Raw genomic sequence first — 21856 nt, 5'->3', positions numbered from 1 at the left:
CCCTAAAAGAAGGGCCCCGGTTGATTAAATTATAGTGATTCGTGGAATGTACGATTAATAACGTCTAACTGTTGTTCTTTTGTTAATTTAATGAAGTTAACTGCATATCCAGAAACACGGATTGTTAATTGTGGGTAAAGCTCTGGGTGTTCCATTGCATCAATTAATGTTTCGCGATTAAAGACGTTAACGTTTAAGTGATGACCTGATTTAATCGCATATCCATCTAGGATTGATACAAGGTTACGGGTTTGGCTTTCTTCCTCTTTACCTAATGCTTTAGGCACGATTGAGAAGGTATTTGAAATTCCATCCATCGCATAGTTGTATGGAAGCTTCGCAACTGAAGATAGTGAAGCTAGTGTTCCTTTTGTGTCACGGCCGTGCATCGGGTTAGCACCTGGTGCAAATGGTTCTCCCATACGACGTCCATCAGGTGTATTACCGGTTTTCTTTCCGTAGACTACGTTAGATGTAATCGTTAAGATTGATAGTGTGTGAACAGAATCACGGTAAGTTTGGTGCTTACGAAGCTTTTTCATAAAGGTTTTAAGCACTTCTACAGCAATCGCATCGACTCGGTCATCGTTGTTTCCGTATTTAGGGAAGTCCCCAGTTGTTTCGAAATCAACCGCCAGACCATTTTCATCACGGATTACCTTGACTTCACCGTATTTAATCGCACTTAGTGAATCAGCGACAACGGAAAGACCAGCGATACCTGTTGCCATCGTACGAAGAATCTTAGTGTCGTGTAAGGCCATTTCAATTCTTTCATAGCTGTATTTATCATGCATATAGTGAATGACATTTAAGGTGTTGATATAAAGACCAGCAAGCCATTCCATCACAAGATCGAATTTTTGCATGACTTCTTCATAGTTTAATACTTCAGATGTAATTGGCTGATATTGTGGTCCCACTTGAATTTTTAATTTTTCATCTACGCCGCCGTTAATAGCGTATAGGAGTGCTTTTGCAAGGTTAGCACGGGCACCAAAGAACTGCATTTGCTTACCAATTTCCATTGCTGAAACACAGCAAGCAATTCCATAGTCATCCCCATATTCTGGGCGCATAATATCGTCGTTTTCATATTGAATCGAGCTAGTTTTGATGGACATTTTCGCACAATATTTCTTAAAGTTTTCGGGTAACTGCGGTGACCATAAAACTGTTAAGTTTGGTTCAGGTGCAGCACCTAAGTTGTCTAATGTATGCAGGAAGCGGAATGAGTTTTTCGTTACTAGGGAACGACCATCATTTGCCATACCGCCGATTGATTCTGTTACCCATGTAGGGTCTCCACTGAATAATTCATTATAATCTGGTGTGCGGGCAAATTTTACAAGACGTAGCTTCATAATAAAGTGGTCGACTATTTCTTGTACTTCTTCTTCGGTTACTGTTCCGTTTTTCAAATCTCTTTCTACGTAAATATCTAGGAATGTTGACACGCGGCCAAGGCTCATCGCGGCACCGTTTTGTTCCTTAATCGCTGCTAAGTATCCAAAGTACACAAATTGGAATGCTTCAGCCGTATTTTTAGCTGGTTGACTAATATCAAATCCATAGCTGCTTGCCATTTCCTTTAGTTCTTTTAATGCACGAATTTGTTCAGCAAGTTCTTCACGAAGGCGCATATTATCTTCAGTCATTACCTTGCTAGTGTTCTTTTGGTCCTTTTGCTTTTCTTGGATTAAGAAATCAACACCGTAGAGAGCAACGCGGCGATAATCCCCAATAATGCGGCCGCGTCCATAAGCATCAGGAAGACCGGTAATAATTGCAGCTTTACGAGCAAGCATCATTTCATCTGTGTAGGCATCGAAAACACCTTGATTGTGAGTTTTACGGAACTCAGTAAAGATTTTTTCAATTTCAGGGTTTAATTGGTACCCATAAGCTTCACAAGCTGCTTTCGCCATACGGATCCCACCAAATGGCTGCATGGAACGATTAAACGGTTTATCGGTTTGTACACCAACAATTTTTTCAAGGTCTTCGTTAAGGTAACCAGGTCCATGGGAAGTTATTGTAGATACGGTTTCAGTGTCCATATCCAATACGCCGCCCTTTTCGCGCTCTTGTTTGGTTAATTCCATTACCTGTGCCCAAAGTTTAGTGGTAGCTTCTGTAGGACCTGCTAAAAATGAATCATCCCCTTCGAAAGGAGAAAAATTATTAAGGATAAAATCGCGAACGTTTACTTCTTTTGACCAAGCACCTTTTGTAAATCCAGTCCATTGTTCCATTAGTAATCACCTCATATTTTTTATAAAACAATATAACAGTTTGGTTGTTTCTTCTATAAATCGAGTATAACAGGTTTTTTGTGAAAAAAGGCACGTATATTAGTAACAATTGTTAACGTTTTGTGAAGTCCTATTTAAAGGGGATAATTAGTAATGTCATCAGATTGTTAATATAGTTTTATAGAATCAAATTCCAAACTGTACTATAATTATCTTCGTAAATTTCAAAACTGTTATATATGAAGAAATTTATAAAAACAAGGTGTTACCATTAAAAAAGATTGAAACAGCAGTTCTTTTATCATGAAAAAAAACAGGAGAAGAATCCCCTGTTTTAATCCACTACTATATAAGCAATCATTGGACCATTATGTGAGCGATCGGAATGGACTTCACAAATTAACCGATACGTACCTTCTTTTTCAAATTGTAAGGGAACAATTGTTTCTTCGCCCTTTTTGACGGTCCCTTTTATTTTAGTTCCTTCTATATAAAAGGGGTGCTCTTCACCGTTGATTCCGCTAATAAATAACCTTACTTTTTCACCTTTCTCTAAAAATACTGTCCCGGGATCCCAGCGATAAGCCTCCATTTCTTTTCCATTTTTCATTTTCGTACTGAATTCTGCAGTAACCATGTGAATTTCACGGATATCTTTCGATTGCTGATTAAAAACAGTTATATCCCCGGCTTTTAACATGAACCAGGCTGACAGGGAGAAAAGTACAACCCCTATTGCAACAAAGAATAGAAGTGTTTCCTTTTTAAAGACTAAAAATTTCATTTCGTACCCCCTTATAAATTTGTCCTACTTTATACTTATGCTAAGTGGGGGAGAAAACTTGTCTATTTTTTTGTGAGATTTGAGTTGTTTTGGTTAACACTTATACCTTCAAACATGGTTGAACATAAATAAAAATGTCTAGAATAAGAAGTAACACCCTATAGAGTGAGATAATTTTTCTTTGTTTTTCTATTAGAAAAGTTTATAGTAAAAACAGGAAATGTGTTTCTATGTAAATTAGATGTTGCTAATTAATTCGCAAATAATTAGGTGGTTAGCTTGTTGGGGATTAGAAAAGAAAGAATATTAAAGGCGCTAAAATTTATTTTTCCATTGTTACTGTTAATCTTTGCAATTGTCGAAATCAAAAAATTTACTCAAAACATAAATATGGATTTACTTAAGGAAGAACTAAGTCAACTTGATATGGGGCGCCTTCTATTTATAATATTTATCGCCTTTATAGCTGTCTTACCCATGTTGCTTTACGATGTGGTTCTAGTACGAATATTAAAATTAAAAGTTCCAATCAGAGATTTATTAGAGCAATCATTTATTGCTAATTCGTTTTCAAATTTAATTGGCTTTGGTGGAATAATCGGGGCAATGTTACGGACGTATTTCTTTCATAAGCACGAACCGGACAAGCGCAAACTTTTAGGGGTTATTGCATCCGTATCATTATTTTATTTAACTGGTATTTCAGTGCTATCATGGATCGTCACAAACAATTTTCGTAACTTTCCGTTGTTTGATGACACAAAATGGCTCTATTTTGCAGTGGTGGGAGTTGGTTTATATTTACCACTATTTTTATTTATACATATCTTAAAATCAAGAAAAGGAAGTCCATCTCTGGTTAGTGCCAATAGTACCTTGAAGCTAATTATGATATCCATTATCGAATGGTTTGCAGTATTTTTAGCCATTTGGATTTTATGCCGGACTCTAGGAATTTCTATCTCTGCAGCAAATCTTTTTCCTGTCTATATTGTAGCTGCATGTGCGGGTATCATTAGCATGATCCCAGGCGGATTAGGTTCTTTTGATTTGGTATTTATTTGGGGGATGCAAGATTTACATATCCCTGAAGAAAAGGTAATTGTATTATTACTATTTTATCGGATTGGCTATTACTTTCTCCCATTTTTTATTAGCCTTGTTTTCTTTGTTAAGCTTTATTGGAAAAAGTGGAATCAAACTTGGAATGATCTTCCTAAAGCCGTGGTTCAAAGATTAAGCCATGTCATTTTAACCATGCTGGTTTTCCTTTCTGGTTTAATCCTACTGTTATCAGCTAGTGTGCCTGGAATTATGTCCCGGTTGAAGGTTGCACAAGAACTTTTATCCTTTCCAATTATTAATGTATCGCACCAATTATCTGTTGCAGCTGGGTTTTTATTATTAGGTTTATCTCGGGGCATTGAATATAGCGTAAAGAGAGCCTACGAACTAACGATGTTCGCTTTAATATTGGCCGCACTTTTCTCTATCTTTAAAGGAATTGATTATGAAGAAGCGATCTTTTTAATTATTGTCGCTTTGTTGCTCCGGATGTCAAAAGGTCAATTTTATCGAGAGAGTTATGTGTTAACTTGGGGTAAAACGATTTTTGATATAATGATTATTCTTGTAATCACTTCAATGTATCTCGTGATTGGTTATCTGAATTTACCGATTTCTAAAATAGAAATACCACCTAAACTTTTGCCCTATGTAATAGTTGATTATCACGATTTATTTATGAGTGCAGCAATTGGGCTTGTTATCGCGCTATTCATTCTTATGTTTGGATATTTAATCAGTTTGCCGAAAAGTTGGATTTTAGAGCGATCTGAAAACCGTGAAAAAGATATTGTTGACCATTTATCGAAGTATCAAGGTAAGGTGTTATCGCATTTAATCTTTTTACATGATAAATTTATATTTTGGAACAGTAAAAAGAATGTATTAATTTCCTTTCAGCAATTTGCAGACAAGCTGGTCATTCTTGGAGATCCCATAGGGGAAAAAGACGAAATATCAAATGCAATAGAGGAGTTTCAGGAAATTGCTGATTTACATGGCTATACGCCTGTTTTTTATCAAGTTAGTGATGATATGCTTCCTTATCTTCATGGGCATGGTTTTGCTTTTTTTAAGTTAGGTGAAGAGGCATTTGTAGATTTGAAATACTTTTCCTTATCAGGATCCAAAATGAAAGGGTTGCGTGCATTACGAAATAAATTTGTTCGTGCTGATTATTCATACGAGATTATAACCCCTCCACATTCAATAGACCTTTTAGAAGAATTAAGAGAGATATCTAATGAATGGCTGCAAGGAAGAGAGGAAAAAGGTTTTTCCCTAGGTTTCTTTTCTGAGGATTATTTAAATAAGGCACCAATTGCGATTGTAAGAAATGAACAAAAGCAGATTCTTGGTTTTATGAGCATTATGCATGTATATGATGATTATCAAACGATTTCTGTTGATTTAATGAGGTTTAAACCAGAAGCCGCATCAGGTGCAATTGATTTTCTTTTTTTGTGTTTATTTGATTGGGCAAAAGAACAAGGGTATGCTCGTTTCAATATGGGCATGGCACCATTGGCAAATGTAGGACTCTCAAGATTCTCATTTTTAAGCGAGAAAATTGCTGCGCAAATTTTCCTGCATGGCCATTTTTTTTACCACTTCCAAGGTCTGCGTAAATTTAAAGAAAAATATACAAACATTTGGGAACCCAAATACTTGGCATACCGGAGAAAATCATCATTACCGATGATCATGTCGCAAATTACTATGCTTATATCAAAAAAAAGAAACTAGTCCAATTTTCGGTTGGTGTGATACCAGCCGATTTTTCTATTTCTGTAATTGATTCCCAATAGATATCCTAATTTAATCTATTATTTTGCAATACAATCTGTTAAGATTTAATAGGAAATAATGTAAAAGTTGGGTGTTATTTAATGAAAAAATTTGTATCCGTTATCTTTGTAATCCTACTTGTTTGTTCGAACCATTTAAGCCCGATAGCTGCTAATAATGGACAACCTAACCTAAAAAGTAAAGGGGCTATACTTTTAGATTCTGATACGGGTGCTGTTCTGTATGCAAAAAATGCAGATAAAAAGATGTACCCTGCAAGTCTAACAAAAATAGCCACAGCAATTTATGCGATTGAAAAGGGCAATTTGAATAGCATGGTTACGGTTAGTGCCAATGCTGTGAGGCAAGATGGAACAAGGGTTTATTTAGAAGAAGGGGAAAAGATCACTTTAAAGCAATTGATCCAGGGAATGTTAGTTAATTCAGGTAATGATGCAGCTGTAGCCATTGCAGAACACATAGATGGAAATGTCGAACAGTTTGCTGTGCATTTGAATACCTATTTAAAAACAACTATAGGTGTTAACCACACCCATTTTATCAATCCCAATGGTTTGTTTGATAAGAACCATTATACCACGGCAAGGGATATGGGGATTATAACTAATTATGCGATCAAGAATCCTGTTTTTGCAGAAATCTTTGGAACGAAAGTACTTAAGTGGAACGGGAAATCATGGAAAACGAATATCCTGACCCACCATAAAATGCTGAAAGGGGAGTTTGCCTACCCAGGAGTAACTGGAGGGAAAACAGGATATACAGTTAAAGCAAAACAAACATTGGCTACTACTGCAGCTAATCCGAAAATAAGGCTGACTGTTGTGGTTCTAAACTCTGAACTGCCAAGAGATAAATATGATGATACGGCCAGCTTGTTTAATTATGGATTTAAAAACTTTCAACATGCAACACTATTGCAAAGTGATATTTATAAATTAGACAATAAAGAATACTTCCCGGAAAAAAATACCTTAATTACAGAATCCACCAAAGGAAGTACAAGGGTATTAAATAATCAGGGAGTACTTGCTATTAAAAGTAATATTAATGGACAAGTAGTTCAGTTCGTTCCACTTAAATTCAAAGAACCAGTTCCTGTTAAGGTTGAAGTGAAAAATGAAACATCCTCTAAAAAGAAACAAAAAGAAAAGCAGTTATCCAATATTAATCTCATATATGGTGTAATAATTATTGCATTAATAGGGATTATAATTGGTTTTAAAAATAAACTTACTAGGAAATTTTAGAAAAATGAAAAAGCTATGATAAGTGAGGCCTTATCATGGCTTATTTTTGTGTAATATTGTTGCGAATAGCATTATAGCAAATAGAATTATACATAAAAGATGAAAACAAAAAAGACTAAAGTAAACCCTTTAGTCTTTGAATTTGGATCAATTATTGTAGTCTGCTTTCAACTTGTTGACATACTTCGTCAGCGGATAGTCCGTTTGCGTCGATAACAGAACCCTTTGTACTGGTATCCTGCATACCCATTACATTTGAATCTAGTCCTGTAACAACACAACAATCGCAATTCTGGGCGTCCGACTCCTGCTTTAATTCAACTACATCATGTCCCTTTTCACGCAGAACTTGTTGAACTTGTGTAAGAGATTGTTCTACACCAATTTTTGCCATACAAAACACCTCCTCTTCTAGTTTATCTTGCCTCAGTTTATCTGAATTATTCGGAATAACTAGCATTAATCCTCCAAAAACTAATAGGGGAGGTGTACAAATATGGGAAAACGTAAAAAGGATCCATCAACGATAGGCTTGGCTTCCTCTCAAGTGGAGGGACAAGGGACAACAACAACTGAGACAGGTTCTAGAACAGAACCTTCATCAAGAAGAAAACAAAAGAGAAGCTAATGAAAAAGGGTCACCTCAATCGAGGTGACCCTTTTATCCCTATTTATACATTTCAGCTACTTGTTTTTGAATTTCATCATTTTCTAAATATTCATCATAGCTCATTTGTTTATCCATTAAGCCATTTGGAGTTAATTCAAAAATTCGATTAGCAATTGTTTGAATAAACTGATGGTCATGAGAAGCGAAGAGCAATGAACCCTTAAAATTAATTAATCCGTTATTCAATGCTGTGATTGATTCTAAGTCTAAATGGTTGGTTGGTTCATCTAATAAAAGAACATTTGCGCCGTTTAACATCATTTTAGAAAGCATGCAGCGAACCTTTTCTCCTCCGGAAAGGACACTAGCCTTTTTAAGCACCTCTTCACCAGAGAAAAGCATTCTACCTAAAAATCCACGTAAAAAGCTTTCACTGTCATCTTTAGGTGAGAATTGACGGAGCCAATCCACGAGATTTAAGTCGCTGTTTTCAAAGTACTCTGAGTTATCCTTAGGGAAATAAGCTTGTGAAGTGGTAATTCCCCATTTAAAGGTACCACTGTCTGCTTCCATTTCACCCATTAGAATTTTAAAAAGGGTTGTTTTTGCAAGTTCGTTTGTACCAACAAGAGCAATTTTATCCCCCTTATTTACAAAGAAACTGATATTATCTAGGACCTTAACCCCATCAATGGTTTTTGTTAATCCTTCGACATGTAATAAATCATTTCCGATTTCGCGGTCTGGTGTAAAGCCAACAAACGGGTACCGGCGCGAGGAAGGCCTGATATCATCGAGAGTGATTTTGTCCAGTAACTTTTTCCTTGAAGTTGCTTGTTTAGATTTAGATGCATTTGCACTAAATCGTGCGATGAAAGCTTGCAATTCTTTAATCTTTTCTTCTTTCTTCTTGTTAGCGTCGGAAGTTAACTTGGATGCTAATTGGCTTGATTCATACCAAAAATCGTAGTTACCCACGTAGATTTGAATTTTACCAAAGTCAAGATCAGCGATATGTGTACATACCTTATTTAAAAAATGACGATCATGGGAAACAACAATTACAGTATTTTCAAAGTTAATTAAGAATTCCTCAAGCCATTGGATTGCTTTAATGTCCAAGTGGTTTGTTGGTTCGTCCAGTAGTAAAACGTCAGGTCTGCCGAATAAAGCCTGTGCAAGCAACACCTTCACTTTTTCAGAACCTGTCAATTCCGCCATTGTTTTATAATGAAGATCTTCTCCAATACCAAGACCTTTTAAAAGGATGGCCGCTTCAGGTTCAGCTTCCCAGCCGTTTAATTCGGCGAATTCGCCTTCAAGTTCAGCGGCTTTCATACCGTCTTCATCTGTAAAGTTTTCCTTCATATAGATTGCATCTTTTTCTTGCATGACTTCATACAGGCGCGTATGACCCATGATAACCGTCTTTAAGACCTCATACTCTTCATATTCGAAATGGTTTTGTTTTAACACAGCCATCCGTTCATTAGGTCCGAGCTGAACAGTTCCTGATTGTGCTTCAATTTCACCAGATAGAATTTTTAAAAAGGTTGATTTTCCTGCACCATTGGCACCGATTAGTCCGTAGCAGTTCCCAGGTGTAAATTTAATATTTACATCTTCAAATAATTTTCGGTCTCCATATCGTAAACCTACGTTACTTACAGTAATCATATTTAAAACATCCTCCAAAACAAAATATCTACTGATTATACCATTAAAACAGAAGAAGAGCGAATTCTTTTCGTCAATAAAAAGTTTATAAGAAAAATTTTCTAAAAAAATTTATCCGATTTCACACTTTATTCATATTTTTGTTGTAGAATTGGGTATAGAAGCAAGTAAAAGAAGGTGTGAGATGGATGACAAAAAATCAACTAACTGAACTTGTTAACAAGTTAAAAAAGGCTGGTATTAAAGCGAGCTTAACCAAACCAAAATCCAATTACCTCTTGTCGCTGCAGAAAATAAAAAATTACCCTTCTTCTGTGAATTAAATAACAAACATAAGCTAGGGACAAAATCTAGAAATTAAAAAGCGATTATTCCAAACGGACTAATCGCTTTTTTGTTACTCTAATTCATCCATGACTTGATCGTAGACTTCTTGTTTGTCAAAGTCTTCTCCCATTGGAAACTTGTTAATAAATTTATTGTTCTCATCAATTAAAAAGGTAAAGGTGGAGTGCACGAATTGGCCGTTTCCAGGATCTTTAAACTGAAACTGCATGGCATCGGTGACTTTTTTGATCTCTGCTCGGTCTTTTTTAATGTTCGGTTTATCTCCTGTTAAGAATAACCAATCCTCATTATTTTCAATCTCAAATCCTTGCATATAATCGGTTAATATTTGTGGTGTATCTCTATAAGGGTCAATGGTAATTGTCAAAAATTCAATATCCTTCCCAAAAACGCCAACCTTCTGAAAATCTTTTTTTAAGGCAATCATCTTTTGTGTTGTAGTTGGACAAATGTCAGGGCAATGGGTATAGATAAACTCTACAAGTTTTAGTTTGGTTTTATCCTTACCAAAATTATAAGAATCACCATTTTGGTTTATCAATGTAACCTCTGCAGGTATTTTAGCATTTGCATCACGTACGAGAAAGAAAGAAATTCCTGCTGCAATTCCGATAAGCACAGCAAGACTGCAAATTAAATAAATCTTTTTCATAAATATCCCTCCTACTTTTAAGATAAAGAAGTTAGCAGAAAAAAGATATGGATAATTTGTGAACAAACCCAAGGACCTGAAAATGAAAACTACATCATTTCATCCTTCTCTAGGGAGCATTGGATTTTTATTTGCATATTCTATAAAATGAAGCAAATACTAAATTGACAAGTGTTGTCAGTTATTATATTCTTTATAAGAATTAAATTTTTCTAAAAACTTAGTGTTTAAAGGAGTATGTTTTATGTTAGGTGTCGTTCTTAACTAATCCAATCAATTGGATATGTTCATTCCTAGCTCCTCGTTCAATTTTTTCTTGAATGGAGGCTTATTTAGTATGTTTAGGAATGGAGTTAAGAACAATGGGCATCATTAGCATACATCTTCACCAATGTAGCTGTGTACCTCCGTGTAGACAGTTTTTATTTTGGGTAAATATTTTGTATGTAATATGAGTGAATGAGTTTTTTTCATGTAGCCGCAATGACATTGTTCATTGCGGCTATTTTTATTTCAGTTTAACTAGGCTGTTGATTTCCGCTTCAATCAACAAAGTGCCATTATCAACAATGATGAACATAGTCAATTATTTAGGAGGTTAAAAAAGTGAATCAACATACTTTTACTACATTGGAATTTCAGCAAATCAAAGAGACTATTGCAAGTTTTGCCTTAACGCAAGAAGGGAAGGAAAAAATTGAGTGCCTGACACCATCGACAAATTTAAAGCAAATTGAAGCATGGCTGGATGAAGTGTCTGAGGCTGTAGAGATTTTAAAAAAGAGTGCTAGTGTTCCTGTTCATGGTTTGGATGGGATGGATGCCTTATTAAAAAATATGAATAAAGGAGTTGCACTAAGGGTTGACCAGTTGGCCAGGCTTTATGATTTTTTGGATTGTTGTAGAAAGATGCGCAAGTTTATGAAGGATAAAGAATATTATGCCCCAAGAGTATCATCCTACGTGAATGGAATTGATGAATTGCCGGAGCTTGCGAGTGAGATTATTCGCTGTATTCGAAATGGCCGCGTTGATGATTATGCTAGTAAAGAGTTATTAAAATTGAGGAAACAAATAGCAATTCAAGAGGAAAGGCTAAAAGAAAAAACACTTCAGTTGATTCGTTCCAATAAATATAAAAATTATTTACAGGAGAATGTTGTCAGTCAGCGAAATGGCCGCTATGTGATCCCTATTAAAAAAGAATATCGGAACAAAATAAAGGGAGTTGTCTTAGATACTTCTGCTTCTGGTTCAACTCTTTTTATGGAACCTGAAGAGGTTACGATGTTACAAGATCAATTAAATTGGTTATTCGGAGATGAAGAGGTCGAAGTTCAAAGGGTTTTAAATTATTTAACGGGATTGGTTGAAGAAAAAGAGCAGCAAATTCGTATGGCGATTGAAACGATGGTTCATTACGATGTTTTATTTGGAAAAGCAAAGTATGGCCGTTCAATTAATGGATCAAAGGTAAGTATAAACGAATCTGGTGAGTTGAAATTAATTTCTGCAAAACACCCGCTTTTAGGGGAAAAAGCTGTTCCGCTTTCCTTTACTTTAAGTAATGAACAACATGCATTAGTCATTACCGGACCAAATACAGGAGGGAAAACTGTAACGATAAAAACGGTGGGTCTCTTAACTTTAATGGTCCAATCCGGTCTTTTTATTCCGGCAGCACCAGAAAGTAGTCTGAATATATTTGAGAGTATTCTAGTCGATATTGGGGATGGGCAAAGTATTACTGAAAATTTAAGTACGTTTAGCTCACGGATGGTTAATATTATTGAAATTTTAAAAGAAACCCAGCATCGCACCTTGGTTTTATTAGATGAATTAGGTTCGGGCACTGATCCTGGTGAAGGAATGGGGCTCGCTACAGCGATTTTAGAAACCCTGTATGAAAAGGGGGCGACTATTCTTGCAACAACCCATTATAGTGAAATCAAAGTTCTTGCTGAAACACATCCTGGATTTATTAATGGATCAATGGAGTTTGATCTAACCACTTTAAGTCCGACATACCGCTTACACATCGGGAAAGGAGGAGAGAGTCAGGCCTTTGCAATCGCATTAAAACTGGGAATGCATCCGAGAATTCTTGAGAGGGCTCATACCATCACTTATAAAGAAGAAAAGCAATTTACAACTGATATTACAGATGCATGGAAGCTAAAGGAAATGGAAAAACAGGTAATTATTAATAAACATAAGGACGTAAAGAAAAGAACGAAAATGGAGGTGAAAATCCCGCTCTTCCAACAGGGAGACAATGTAAAAATTTCACCTGCCAATGAGTTTGGGATTATCTATTCAGGTCCGGACCCTCTCGGAAATTACGTTGTACAAATAAAAGGGGAAAAGCAAGCAATCAACCACAAAAGAATCACCTTATATATCGCAGCAAAAGAGCTATATCCTGATGATTACGATTTTGATATTATTTTTCAATCCAAAGAAAACCGGAAAAAAGATAAACTGCTCTCAAAAGGACATCAGGAAAATATATCAATCGAACATAGAGAAGGAAATCATTAGGAAAAAAATCAAACCCTCAAGCCCAATTGCTTGAGGGTTAGTCATCCTCTATTCCTTTTTAATATCAAGATATCTTTCCGCAAGTAATCTCTTTACTTCATTATAACTCAAACCAGATTGGAGGTTTAACCGCTTTACCTCGTCAATATCGGTTCCCACTGTTGTATATCTTTTTTGATTGGTCATCTTTTTCACAACTCCTAAAGAATTCTGGAAATGAAAAGCTGCTTTTTTGTGCATACTAATAAAAAAGGAGGCGGTTCCCATTTTTTACGGTAAAAGAGCTAAAGAAGAAGAAGTTGAAACGATCCTAGTTAATACTGAGATCTATTCATGCATTGCCGAAGCCTGCATAGGGTGGATGAGAAAAGACTTCGTTGCAGATGACTTACTATGCCCAATGTGTGGCAATGAAATGCTTCAAGAAATGAGAGAACTTCCGCAAATTTAAGAAACCACTCTTCACTAAAGACTGTCAAGGATGATTGACAGTCTTTTCTTTTCTTTCTACAGATTTTCATTTTGCTGTTTAATTTCATCGCCGGTGATCAAGGTGTTTGCTTCTTCTAGGTTTCTAAGTTCATCTACAGAATCCCCCGAAACTGTTTTCGTATTATTGATAACAGTCTCTTTTATTACGTTTCTATTTCGATAACTCTGGGAATCAGTCTTTATAGCCATGCATATCATCTCCTTATGTAAAGGTTTTGCATGAAGAAAAGGGATTATGCCTTCCTAAATCTCACCTAAAAGGAAAAAATTAATCATTACATGGCATTTGAAATAACAAAAAAACTCTCCAAGCGGAGAGCTTTTCAAGCTATTCTTCTTTTTTTGCTAAACATTTTTCACATTCCATAAAATAGCTCTCTGCTTGTTCCTCCATGTGCTGACCACATTCTGAACATTGCTTCTTAGGTAAAGTACGGAAAAACTCAACTGGACTGATTAACATAATAAAACTCCTCCTTTATTAATACAGTTTATTTATTTCATTCTTGTTATAGTACAGTATAGACGAAATTTATTAAAATGTGTAGACTTTTTTTTGAAAAATCAGCCTTTTTTTTAAAAAAAAATCTTTTATCACATAAATGTTCATTCATCCATTTACCTCATTCATGGATTGGAGATGTGTAGGTTAAAATAATAGGAAATTGACGGTACATGTGAATTTTGTACTTCCATAACAATTCTCATTCCATTACAATCATAGTAGAAAAGCTATAGATATGGGGGGATGCTCGTAAATGAATGCAGTGGTAGGGACTTTTCAACCGTATTTAATCATAATTGCCATTGGTTTAACCATCATGGCATCTTTTACAGCATTAGATATTTTTACTTTAATAAAGTCTACAGAAAAAAATCAGCCACATCTGGTCCTAGGTGGCACATTTTCAATAGGTATCGGGATTTGGATCATGAATTTTATTGGACTTATTTCCGTAGATACAAACAGGTTTGCCAGTTATCATATTCCACTAACGATTTTGTCAATAATCATCGGGTTAGCATTCACAGGCATGGCCTTCCTATCATTATTAGGAAAACGAATGATGTTTTATCATTTGATCTTAGGAAGTTTATTTCTAACGATGGCCGTATTTGCAACCCATCTAATCGGTTTATATGCCATGAATGTTGTTATAAAATATCACGTAATATTGATTCTTTTTTCAGGGCTTTTAATCTTTGCTTCTTTTTTATTCTCATTATGGATTATTTCTTCTTCGAAAAGTTTTACTCGAAATAACCAGGTTTGCTTAAAACCAATTAGTGCGATTATTATGTCGTTAGCTATTATTGAAGGTCATTTTCTATTGACTCGAGCTTTGAACACGTCAATAAGTGATAGGCTGAATGGGTCAAGTGCAGATAGTCCCTTTTTTATTTATTTGGTATTATTCTTGACCATTCTCATTATTGGAGGGCTAATTGCATCAAGTACATTAATTAGTAAACAACTTGTAACATCCGATGCAAACCTAAAGGACATTAAAGCTGCTCTCGATGCCTCGACCATTGTTGCTATAACAGACCCTCATGGAACGATTATCTTTGTAAATGATAAGTTTGAAGAGATTTCCAAGTATACAAAAGAAGAAATTCTGGGTCAGAATCACCGGATCTTAAATTCTGGTTACCATTCTAAAGAATTTTTTAAAGATTTATGGTCCACGATTCGGTCAGGAAAGATTTGGCGTGGAGAAATCCGTAATAAAGCCAAGGATGGGTCTTTTTATTGGGTTGATACCACGATTGTGCCTTTTTTGAATAAAAAAGGGAAACCTGTCCAATATGTTGCAATTCGCTCGGATATTTCGGACAGAAAAAGGGCTGAAGGCCATCTGAAAGAAACCGTTAAAGAGAATGTTGATATAAAATTTGCACTTGACCAATCCTCGATTGTTGCATTTACGGATGCAAAAGGAGTTATCACCAGTGTAAATGAAAAATTCTGTGAGATTTCGAAATACAAGCGGGAAGAAATAATTGGCAGAGATCATAATATTTTAAATTCAGGTTTCCATTCAAAAGAATTTTTCAAAGATCTTTGGAAGACCATTGGTTCTGGAGGAGTATGGAAGGGTGAAATAAGAAATAAAGCAAAGGATGGTACTTATTATTGGGTGGACACAACGATTGTTCCCTTTTTAAATGATCAAGGAAAGCCATATCAATATCTTGCCATCCGAAATGACATAACCGAACGGAAGAAATCTGAGGAAATCCTCCATCGCCAGGATAAATTGGCTGCGGTTGGTCAATTAGCTGCGGGTGTTGCCCATGAAATTCGTAATCCACTCACTTCAATGAAGGGATACGCGGAATTTTTACAGCTGGATGAAAAGGATCCCGAGCGAATTGAGTTTTTAAGCATTATTCTCGATGAAATTGAACGAGTTAATACAATTGTTGAGGACTTTATGGTATTAGCAAAGCCAAAAGCAGTGGAATTAGAAGAAAAGAATGTAGTTCCTGTAATTAAGAATGTTGTCGCATTGCTTGAATTTGAAGCAAGAAAGAAAAATGTCGGTTTAACATTTGATTGCAATCAGGAAATTATTCAAATTGAATGTGATGAGAATCGTTTAAAACAGGTGTTTTTAAATTTCATCAAAAATGGAATTGAAGCTATGCCAAACGGCGGGGAACTACATGTAAAAACAATCATCCACGATAATAATGTTCAAATTTCTATTCAAGATACAGGTGTGGGCATTTCTAAGGAAAAATTAAAGAAACTTGGCGAGCCGTTTTATACTACGAAGAAGAATGGGAACGGTTTAGGATTAATGGTGAGCTTCAAAATCATTGAAAGTCATAATGGGAAGGTATTTGTAGAAAGCGAACCTAATAAAGGGACCACCTTTAATATCTTACTGCCTGCCAAAACTGCTTAAAAAAACGGGAGAACAATTCTCTCGTTTTTTTATTGCTAAATTTTTCAAAAAATAGACACATATATTGCGAAAAAAGAATCTACAATTAAAATATATAGATTATTATTATTATATAGTTACAAATGTTTTTATAAAGGAGTGAACATGTTGGGAGATTCTAATTTAGTCAAAACGATCTGCGGATATTGTGGAACGGGATGTGGCCTAGTCCTTGAAGTTCAAGACAACCGAATCATGAAAATTCGTGGTGATAAGGATGCACCTGTCAACAAAGGACAAACATGTGTAAAAGGTGCATTTGCCTATGAATATGTACATGCTAAGAATAGGTTAACAACCCCATTAATTCGTAAAGCTGGTAAGTTGGTTGAAACGACGTGGGATGAAGCCTATCAATACATTGCCACTAAATTATTAAGCATCAAAACATCATGGGGACCAAATGCAATATCTATGTTTGCTTGTGCACGGAGTACAAATGAATCCAATTATATAACACAAAAATTCATGAGAACGGTCATCCAGAGTAATAATATTGATGGCTGCAATCGAACCTGACACGCTCCTAGCGTTGCCGGTCTGGCAACTGTTTTTGGTAGCGGTTTCCCAACAAATACTCTGGAAGATTTTGAGCGGGCAGAGGTGCTGCTTTTAATGGGGTCGAATACAACAGAGGCACATCCAATTATCGCTAATCGCATTAAAAAGGCGGCAAAAGCCGGCCTGAAAATAATCGTTATTGATCCAAGAAGGATTGATATGGTGAAAGTTGCGCACCGTCATCTGCAAATTAATGTCGGTACAGATATTGCACTGATCAATGCATTCATTCGAATTATCCTGAAAGAAGGCTTATATAATCCTGAGTTTATTAAACAATTTACGGTCGACTTTGAGAAACTTGAAAAACAAGTTGAACCATATACTCCTGAATTTGCTGCAAGCATTACTGGTTTGCAATCAGAAGATATTGTCGCTACAGCTAGGGAGTATGCTTCAGCAAGCTGTTCAATGATAGCATATACACTTGGTATTACAGAGCATCACTGTGGTGTTAATAATGTATTTGATATCGCCAATCTTGCTTTATTAACCGGAAATATTGGAAAACCAGGAACTGGAATTATGCCATTAAGGGGCCAGAACAATGTCCAAGGTGCTGGGGATATGGGATGCCTGCCAAACCAATTAGCTGGAGCAATGAGTTTAGCAAATGACGAATTCCGTAGCCGATATGAAAAAGAATGGAGAGTCGAATTAAATCCGCAGGCAGGCGATACACAAACGCGTACATTTGACCGCTTAGAAATGGGTGAACTAAAGGCACTATATATTATTGGTGAAAATCCTCTACTTGCCGATGTTCATATGAACCATACGAAAAAATTGCTTGAGAAATTAGATTTGTTAGTTGTTCAAGATATTTTCATGACCGAAACAGCCAAAATGGCAGATGTTGTTTTACCAGCTCGTTCATGGGGAGAAGTAGATGGTACTTATACCAACACAGATCGAAGAATTCAAAGGGTTCGCAAAGCAATTGAGGCACATCCAAATGTGAAAGAGGATTGGGAAATCCTTTGTGAATTATCCACAATTATGGGTTATCCGATAACCTATAAAAATAGTGAAGAGATTTGGGATGAAGTGAGGAAACTTGCTTGGGAGATGTATGGTGGTATCTCTTACGAGAGGCTCGAAAAAGAGTATAGCATCCACTATCCATGTCCGGACGAAAATCATCCTGGAACTTTTATCATGCATGAGAGGTTTCATCAGCATGAAGTGCCAACGAAAAAATCACCATTTGTTCCGGTAGATTACACAGCTCCGTTAGAGTTACCAGATCATGACTATCCATTTACACTAACGACTGGCCGTCGCTATGAATCTTATAATACCCATTCTCAGACTCGTCATTATGCTTCTGGTGTAAAGGTGAAACAAACGGAAGAGACCCTAGATATCTCTCCTTCTGATGCAGCTGCACTAGGAATTATGGATGGAGAAGTGGTCAGGGTTCGTTCACGAAGAGGGGAGCTTGAGGTAAAGGCAAAGGTTACAGAACAGGTGGTACCAGGCTTGGTCTTTATGAGTTTTCACTGGAGTGAAACACCAACAAATGTATTAACATTAAATGAATACGACCCTATTTCAGGAACCGCCGAATACAAAGCATGCGCAGTTGCAATTGAAAAAATCTAAATAAACTATTGTAGACGCAGTTTTTTTAACTGCGTCTTTATTATATAAAAAACAAGCCGGGATTACCCGACTTGCTGTGTAAGAGCTTTAGCTGCAGTTGCTTTTCTTTGATAAAAATACCAGTTAAGCACAAAGGATATAACATAAAAACCGATAAAGAAGTAAAAAGCAGTAACTGGTGTGCCAGTAGCGTTAACTGACCATCCGAATAACTTTGGTATAAAGAATGATCCATAAGCTGCAAATGCTGCTGAAAAGCCAATAACTGGTGCTGCTTCTTTCGGAATAAACAGGTTAGGAATCATTTGGAACGTTGAACCTGAACCAATTCCAGAAGCAATGAAAAGTACTAAGAAAGCTACTAAGAATCCAGCAAACTGTTTGCCATTTAGGAAGTAAATAACCCCCGCTGCTCCAATTCCCATGATAACTAAAACATATGAAGTCACCTTTGCACCACCGAGTTTGTCAGCCAACCAGCCGCCTACAGGTCTTGCCGCCGCTGCTACTAAGGCTCCAAGGAAGGCAAGTGAAATATGCTCTGGAAATTGTGATCTTAAAAGGAGCGGGAAAGCCGCTGAATAGCCAATGAATGAACCAAATGTTGCTATATAAAGAGCTGTCATAATCCAAGTGTGTTTACGTTTTACGATGACAAATTGATCCGCTACGGATTGTTTTGCACCAGGAACATTATCCATTTTAAACATAGCTAGTATTGTTAAAATTACAATTGGAATAACCCAGATAAATGCTGCATTTTGTAACCAAACTTTCTCACCATTTGCTAACACTTGATTGCCGCCGACTAGTGCAAAAGTTCCTGAAGTAACAATTAACGGTGTAACAAATTGAACAACAGATACCCCCATGTTACCTAAACCACCATTAATACCAAGTGCTGTTCCTTTTTCTTTCTTAGGAAAGAAAAAGCTAATATTCGCTGAAGAGGATGAGAAATTTCCACCGCCAAGACCACAAAGAGCTGCTAGTAACAACATGATTGAAAATGGTGTCTCCGGATTCTGAACTGCAAAACCAATTCCAATCGCAGGAATGGCTAAGACAGCTGTTGAAATCACAGTCCAGTTCTTACCACCAATTGAGCCAACAGCGAATGTATAAACAAAACGAAGTGTTGCCCCAACCAAACCAGGCACAGCTGCAAGTGTAAAGAGTTGTTCTTCAGTAAAATGGAAGCCAATGTCGTTAAGCCTAACAGCAACCACGGACCAAATTTGCCAGACAATAAATGCGATCATCAATGATGGTACGGAAATCCATAAATTTCGAAGTGCATGTTTTTTTCCTTCTGCTTTCCAGAACTTTTCATCTTCTGGGTTCCAGTAATTAATTCGGGCCATTATTTATTCCCCCTAAAGTGCTTTAATTTTTATTTTCAAAGTATTTGTGTTTGTGTTATTAATATAAATCAGATGGTAACATGAAATTTGTGACGTACGTCACAAAAATGGTGAACGAACTGTGAACTCAAGGCGGATGACAAAAAGTTGTAATAATTTGATCCTTAACATACGAAAGGAGACCTTCCACACACGGAAGGTCTCCTTTTGTTATGCTTATCTAAGATTTTTCATTATCTTCATAAAACATACCTACATAGTTTTTTGTTTCTCCAACGTCATCTTTAATGGCCGTAATGGTAAGCCATTCTCTGTAAATTTCATTATTTTTACGTTTATTCCAAATGTACCCTTCCCAAACGCCATTGGTCTTTAGACTCTCCCACATTTGATTGTAAAATTCATGCCCATGTTCCCCGGATTGAAGTACACTTGGGGTTTTACCTACAACTTCGGCCTGACTATATCCGGTAATTTTCGTAAATGCAGGATTTACACTTTGAATGATTCCGTGAACATCGGTTACACAAATACCGTCTAAAGCATGATTAACAATCTTAGCAGAAATATCTAACTTATCTTGGTAATATAGCCAAACTACTATAACCAGACTTGCTAAAGAAAACTCCGAGAGGGACATGAACCCTATTGCATAATGTCCAGTCCAATTAAAAAGTATGGTAAGAATAACTGGAGGGAAAAAACCACCAAGTCCCCCCATGGCTGAAACAATACCATTCACAATTCCAGCTTGCTTTGAAAAATATAATGGGACTAATTTAAAGATCGCTCCATTTCCAATCCCTGCAAAGAAAGCAACTAATAAGCAGCCAAATGAATAAATTGGAAGCGAGGGAGTAAATGACAATAGAAATCCTGCAAAAGTTAGGCTAAAGAAAACAGCCATTAAAATAAGAAACGGATTAATTTTATCGCCTAACCATCCCCCAATAGGTCTAAAAATTGTGGCTAAGGCAATAAAACCGGCTGTTCGAAGTCCTGCATCCACTTTATCCAATTGAAAGTGATTGACTAAGAACGATGGTAAATAAATGGTGAAGGCTACGAAGGAACCAAACGTGATAAAATAAAATAAACTTAGAAACCATAGTTTAGGATTTTTATACACCTCTTTGATTTGGTCAGTTAAGGAAATGTTTACTTTTCGTTCCTTTCTGTCCCCTAATATAAAATTTAAAAGGGCAAAGAGAAGGACAACGAGCAGATAGATTTTTATCGTATTTCTCCAACCATATGCGGTAGCAAGAACAGGTGCTGAAAAGGAAGTAATGGCCGTTCCAATATTACCTGCTCCGTATATTCCATTAATAAACCCATGCTTTGATTTCTCATAATATTTTGGAAGAGAAGTTACACCAACAGAAAAGACTGCACCTCCAATCCCAAGTAATAACCCGCCAATGATAAGCGTACTCAAGGAATTTGCATAGCTTAACAATGCAATAGGAATAAGTAGTATAATGAAACTAATTGTAAATAAAAGACGAGCACCATAGCGATTTGTCCAATAGCCAATCGGCACACGGAGAAGTGAGCCAAGGATAACAGGGACAGCTGTTGCCCATGCAATTTGTGAGGAAGTAAGTTGAATATCTACTTTTATAAAAGGCATAAGTGATGATATAAGTACCCAAACCATAAAACCAGCAACAAGGCTTCCAGTTTGTATAAAAAGTTGTTTTGATCCTTGTTTCATAAAAATCCTCCTTTAATTCCCATGCCATCTTATTATTTCCTCAATCTTACGTTATATATTAAGAAATATGTTCATAGGCATGGAAGAATTTTCTTCTTGTATTATAGAACAACGAGCATTTGACTTTCAGTGAGGTATGACACACATTTGACACAAATATTTTTAATGGGAG

At 36.2% G+C, this 21856-nt stretch carries 18 protein-coding genes; 8 read left to right on the top strand and 10 right to left on the bottom strand.

What is annotated here, in order from left to right:
- Window positions 1-29: 29 nt before the first annotated feature.
- Entirely contained in the window at window positions 30-2255 is a 2226-nt protein-coding gene (gene pflB, locus COJ96_RS16970) for a formate C-acetyltransferase (protein WP_098574995.1), read from the bottom strand.
- A 334-nt stretch (window positions 2256-2589) separates the two neighbouring features.
- Window positions 2590-3039 (bottom strand): cupredoxin domain-containing protein, encoded by a 450-nt coding sequence (locus COJ96_RS16965; protein WP_098574994.1) that lies wholly within the window; start codon window positions 3037-3039, stop codon window positions 2590-2592.
- Window positions 3040-3321: 282 nt separating this feature from the next.
- Here COJ96_RS16965 and mprF point away from each other — a divergent pair, with 282 nt between their 5' ends.
- Complete coding sequence (mprF, locus tag COJ96_RS16960) at window positions 3322-5850, top strand: bifunctional lysylphosphatidylglycerol flippase/synthetase MprF (RefSeq protein ID WP_257148544.1); 2529 nt, start codon at window positions 3322-3324, stop codon at window positions 5848-5850.
- A gap of 143 nt (window positions 5851-5993) precedes the next feature.
- Complete coding sequence (locus COJ96_RS16955; RefSeq protein ID WP_098574992.1) at window positions 5994-7163, top strand: D-alanyl-D-alanine carboxypeptidase family protein; 1170 nt, start codon at window positions 5994-5996, stop codon at window positions 7161-7163.
- Window positions 7164-7314: 151 nt separating this feature from the next.
- On the opposite strand, the gene COJ96_RS16950 is transcribed toward COJ96_RS16955, so the two are convergent.
- Complete coding sequence (locus COJ96_RS16950; protein WP_098575037.1) at window positions 7315-7557, bottom strand: YkuS family protein; 243 nt, start codon at window positions 7555-7557, stop codon at window positions 7315-7317.
- Window positions 7558-7659: 102 nt separating this feature from the next.
- Between COJ96_RS16950 and COJ96_RS16945 the strand changes: the two genes are divergently transcribed.
- A complete protein-coding gene (locus COJ96_RS16945) occupies window positions 7660-7791 on the top strand; it encodes a YuzL family protein (RefSeq protein WP_098574991.1) in 132 nt (43 codons plus the stop codon).
- Between the two features lie 39 nt (window positions 7792-7830).
- On the opposite strand, the gene COJ96_RS16940 is transcribed toward COJ96_RS16945, so the two are convergent.
- Window positions 7831-9450, bottom strand: a complete 1620-nt coding sequence (locus COJ96_RS16940; protein WP_098574990.1) for an ABC-F family ATP-binding cassette domain-containing protein — start codon at window positions 9448-9450, stop codon at window positions 7831-7833.
- Between the two features lie 188 nt (window positions 9451-9638).
- On the opposite strand from COJ96_RS16940, the gene COJ96_RS29275 reads away from it, so the two are divergent.
- Window positions 9639-9773: a hypothetical protein gene (locus tag COJ96_RS29275; protein ID WP_257148543.1), complete on the top strand. Its 135-nt coding sequence runs from the start codon at window positions 9639-9641 to the stop codon at window positions 9771-9773.
- A gap of 74 nt (window positions 9774-9847) precedes the next feature.
- Here the strand turns inward: COJ96_RS29275 and COJ96_RS16935 are convergent, their stop codons facing one another.
- The gene (locus tag COJ96_RS16935) at window positions 9848-10450 is read right to left on the bottom strand and encodes an SCO family protein (RefSeq protein ID WP_098574989.1); all 603 of its coding nucleotides are present in this window, start codon (window positions 10448-10450) and stop codon (window positions 9848-9850) included.
- A 606-nt stretch (window positions 10451-11056) separates the two neighbouring features.
- On the opposite strand from COJ96_RS16935, the gene COJ96_RS16930 reads away from it, so the two are divergent.
- Entirely contained in the window at window positions 11057-12991 is a 1935-nt protein-coding gene (locus tag COJ96_RS16930) for an endonuclease MutS2 (RefSeq protein WP_098574988.1), read from the top strand.
- Window positions 12992-13039: 48 nt separating this feature from the next.
- On the opposite strand, the gene COJ96_RS28730 is transcribed toward COJ96_RS16930, so the two are convergent.
- Window positions 13040-13177, bottom strand: a complete 138-nt coding sequence (locus COJ96_RS28730; RefSeq protein ID WP_098574987.1) for a hypothetical protein — start codon at window positions 13175-13177, stop codon at window positions 13040-13042.
- Between the two features lie 46 nt (window positions 13178-13223).
- On the opposite strand from COJ96_RS28730, the gene COJ96_RS16920 reads away from it, so the two are divergent.
- Window positions 13224-13442: a cold-inducible protein YdjO-related protein gene (locus COJ96_RS16920; protein WP_251462270.1), complete on the top strand. Its 219-nt coding sequence runs from the start codon at window positions 13224-13226 to the stop codon at window positions 13440-13442.
- Between the two features lie 56 nt (window positions 13443-13498).
- On the opposite strand, the gene COJ96_RS28725 is transcribed toward COJ96_RS16920, so the two are convergent.
- Together COJ96_RS28725 and yhfH are read right to left on the bottom strand one after the other, a co-directional pair.
- Complete coding sequence (locus tag COJ96_RS28725; RefSeq protein WP_180230149.1) at window positions 13499-13672, bottom strand: hypothetical protein; 174 nt, start codon at window positions 13670-13672, stop codon at window positions 13499-13501.
- Window positions 13673-13811: 139 nt separating this feature from the next.
- Complete coding sequence (gene yhfH / locus COJ96_RS16915) at window positions 13812-13946, bottom strand: protein YhfH (protein WP_081825336.1); 135 nt, start codon at window positions 13944-13946, stop codon at window positions 13812-13814.
- Between the two features lie 295 nt (window positions 13947-14241).
- Here yhfH and COJ96_RS16910 point away from each other — a divergent pair, with 295 nt between their 5' ends.
- Both COJ96_RS16910 and fdhF read left to right on the top strand, forming a co-directional pair.
- Window positions 14242-16398: a PAS domain S-box protein gene (locus COJ96_RS16910; RefSeq protein ID WP_098574986.1), complete on the top strand. Its 2157-nt coding sequence runs from the start codon at window positions 14242-14244 to the stop codon at window positions 16396-16398.
- A gap of 144 nt (window positions 16399-16542) precedes the next feature.
- The gene (gene fdhF / locus COJ96_RS16900; RefSeq protein ID WP_257148542.1) at window positions 16543-18603 is read left to right on the top strand and encodes a formate dehydrogenase subunit alpha; all 2061 of its coding nucleotides are present in this window, start codon (window positions 16543-16545) and stop codon (window positions 18601-18603) included.
- A gap of 62 nt (window positions 18604-18665) precedes the next feature.
- Here fdhF and COJ96_RS16895 read toward each other — a convergent pair whose 3' ends face one another.
- Together COJ96_RS16895 and COJ96_RS16890 are read right to left on the bottom strand one after the other, a co-directional pair.
- A complete protein-coding gene (locus tag COJ96_RS16895; protein WP_098574983.1) occupies window positions 18666-19967 on the bottom strand; it encodes a NarK family nitrate/nitrite MFS transporter in 1302 nt (433 codons plus the stop codon).
- Between the two features lie 220 nt (window positions 19968-20187).
- Window positions 20188-21684 carry a nitrate/nitrite transporter gene (locus tag COJ96_RS16890; RefSeq protein WP_098574982.1) on the bottom strand — a complete coding sequence of 499 codons (1497 nt, stop codon included), beginning with the start codon at window positions 21682-21684 and terminating at the stop codon, window positions 20188-20190.
- Window positions 21685-21856 lie beyond the last annotated feature (172 nt).

The sequence above is a fragment of the Bacillus sp. AFS073361 genome, assembly GCF_002567005.1.
GTDB lineage: Bacteria > Bacillota > Bacilli > Bacillales > Cytobacillaceae > Neobacillus.
The sequence above is the reverse complement of the archived record's forward strand: the minus strand, read 5'-3'. Positions and strand labels throughout refer to the sequence as shown.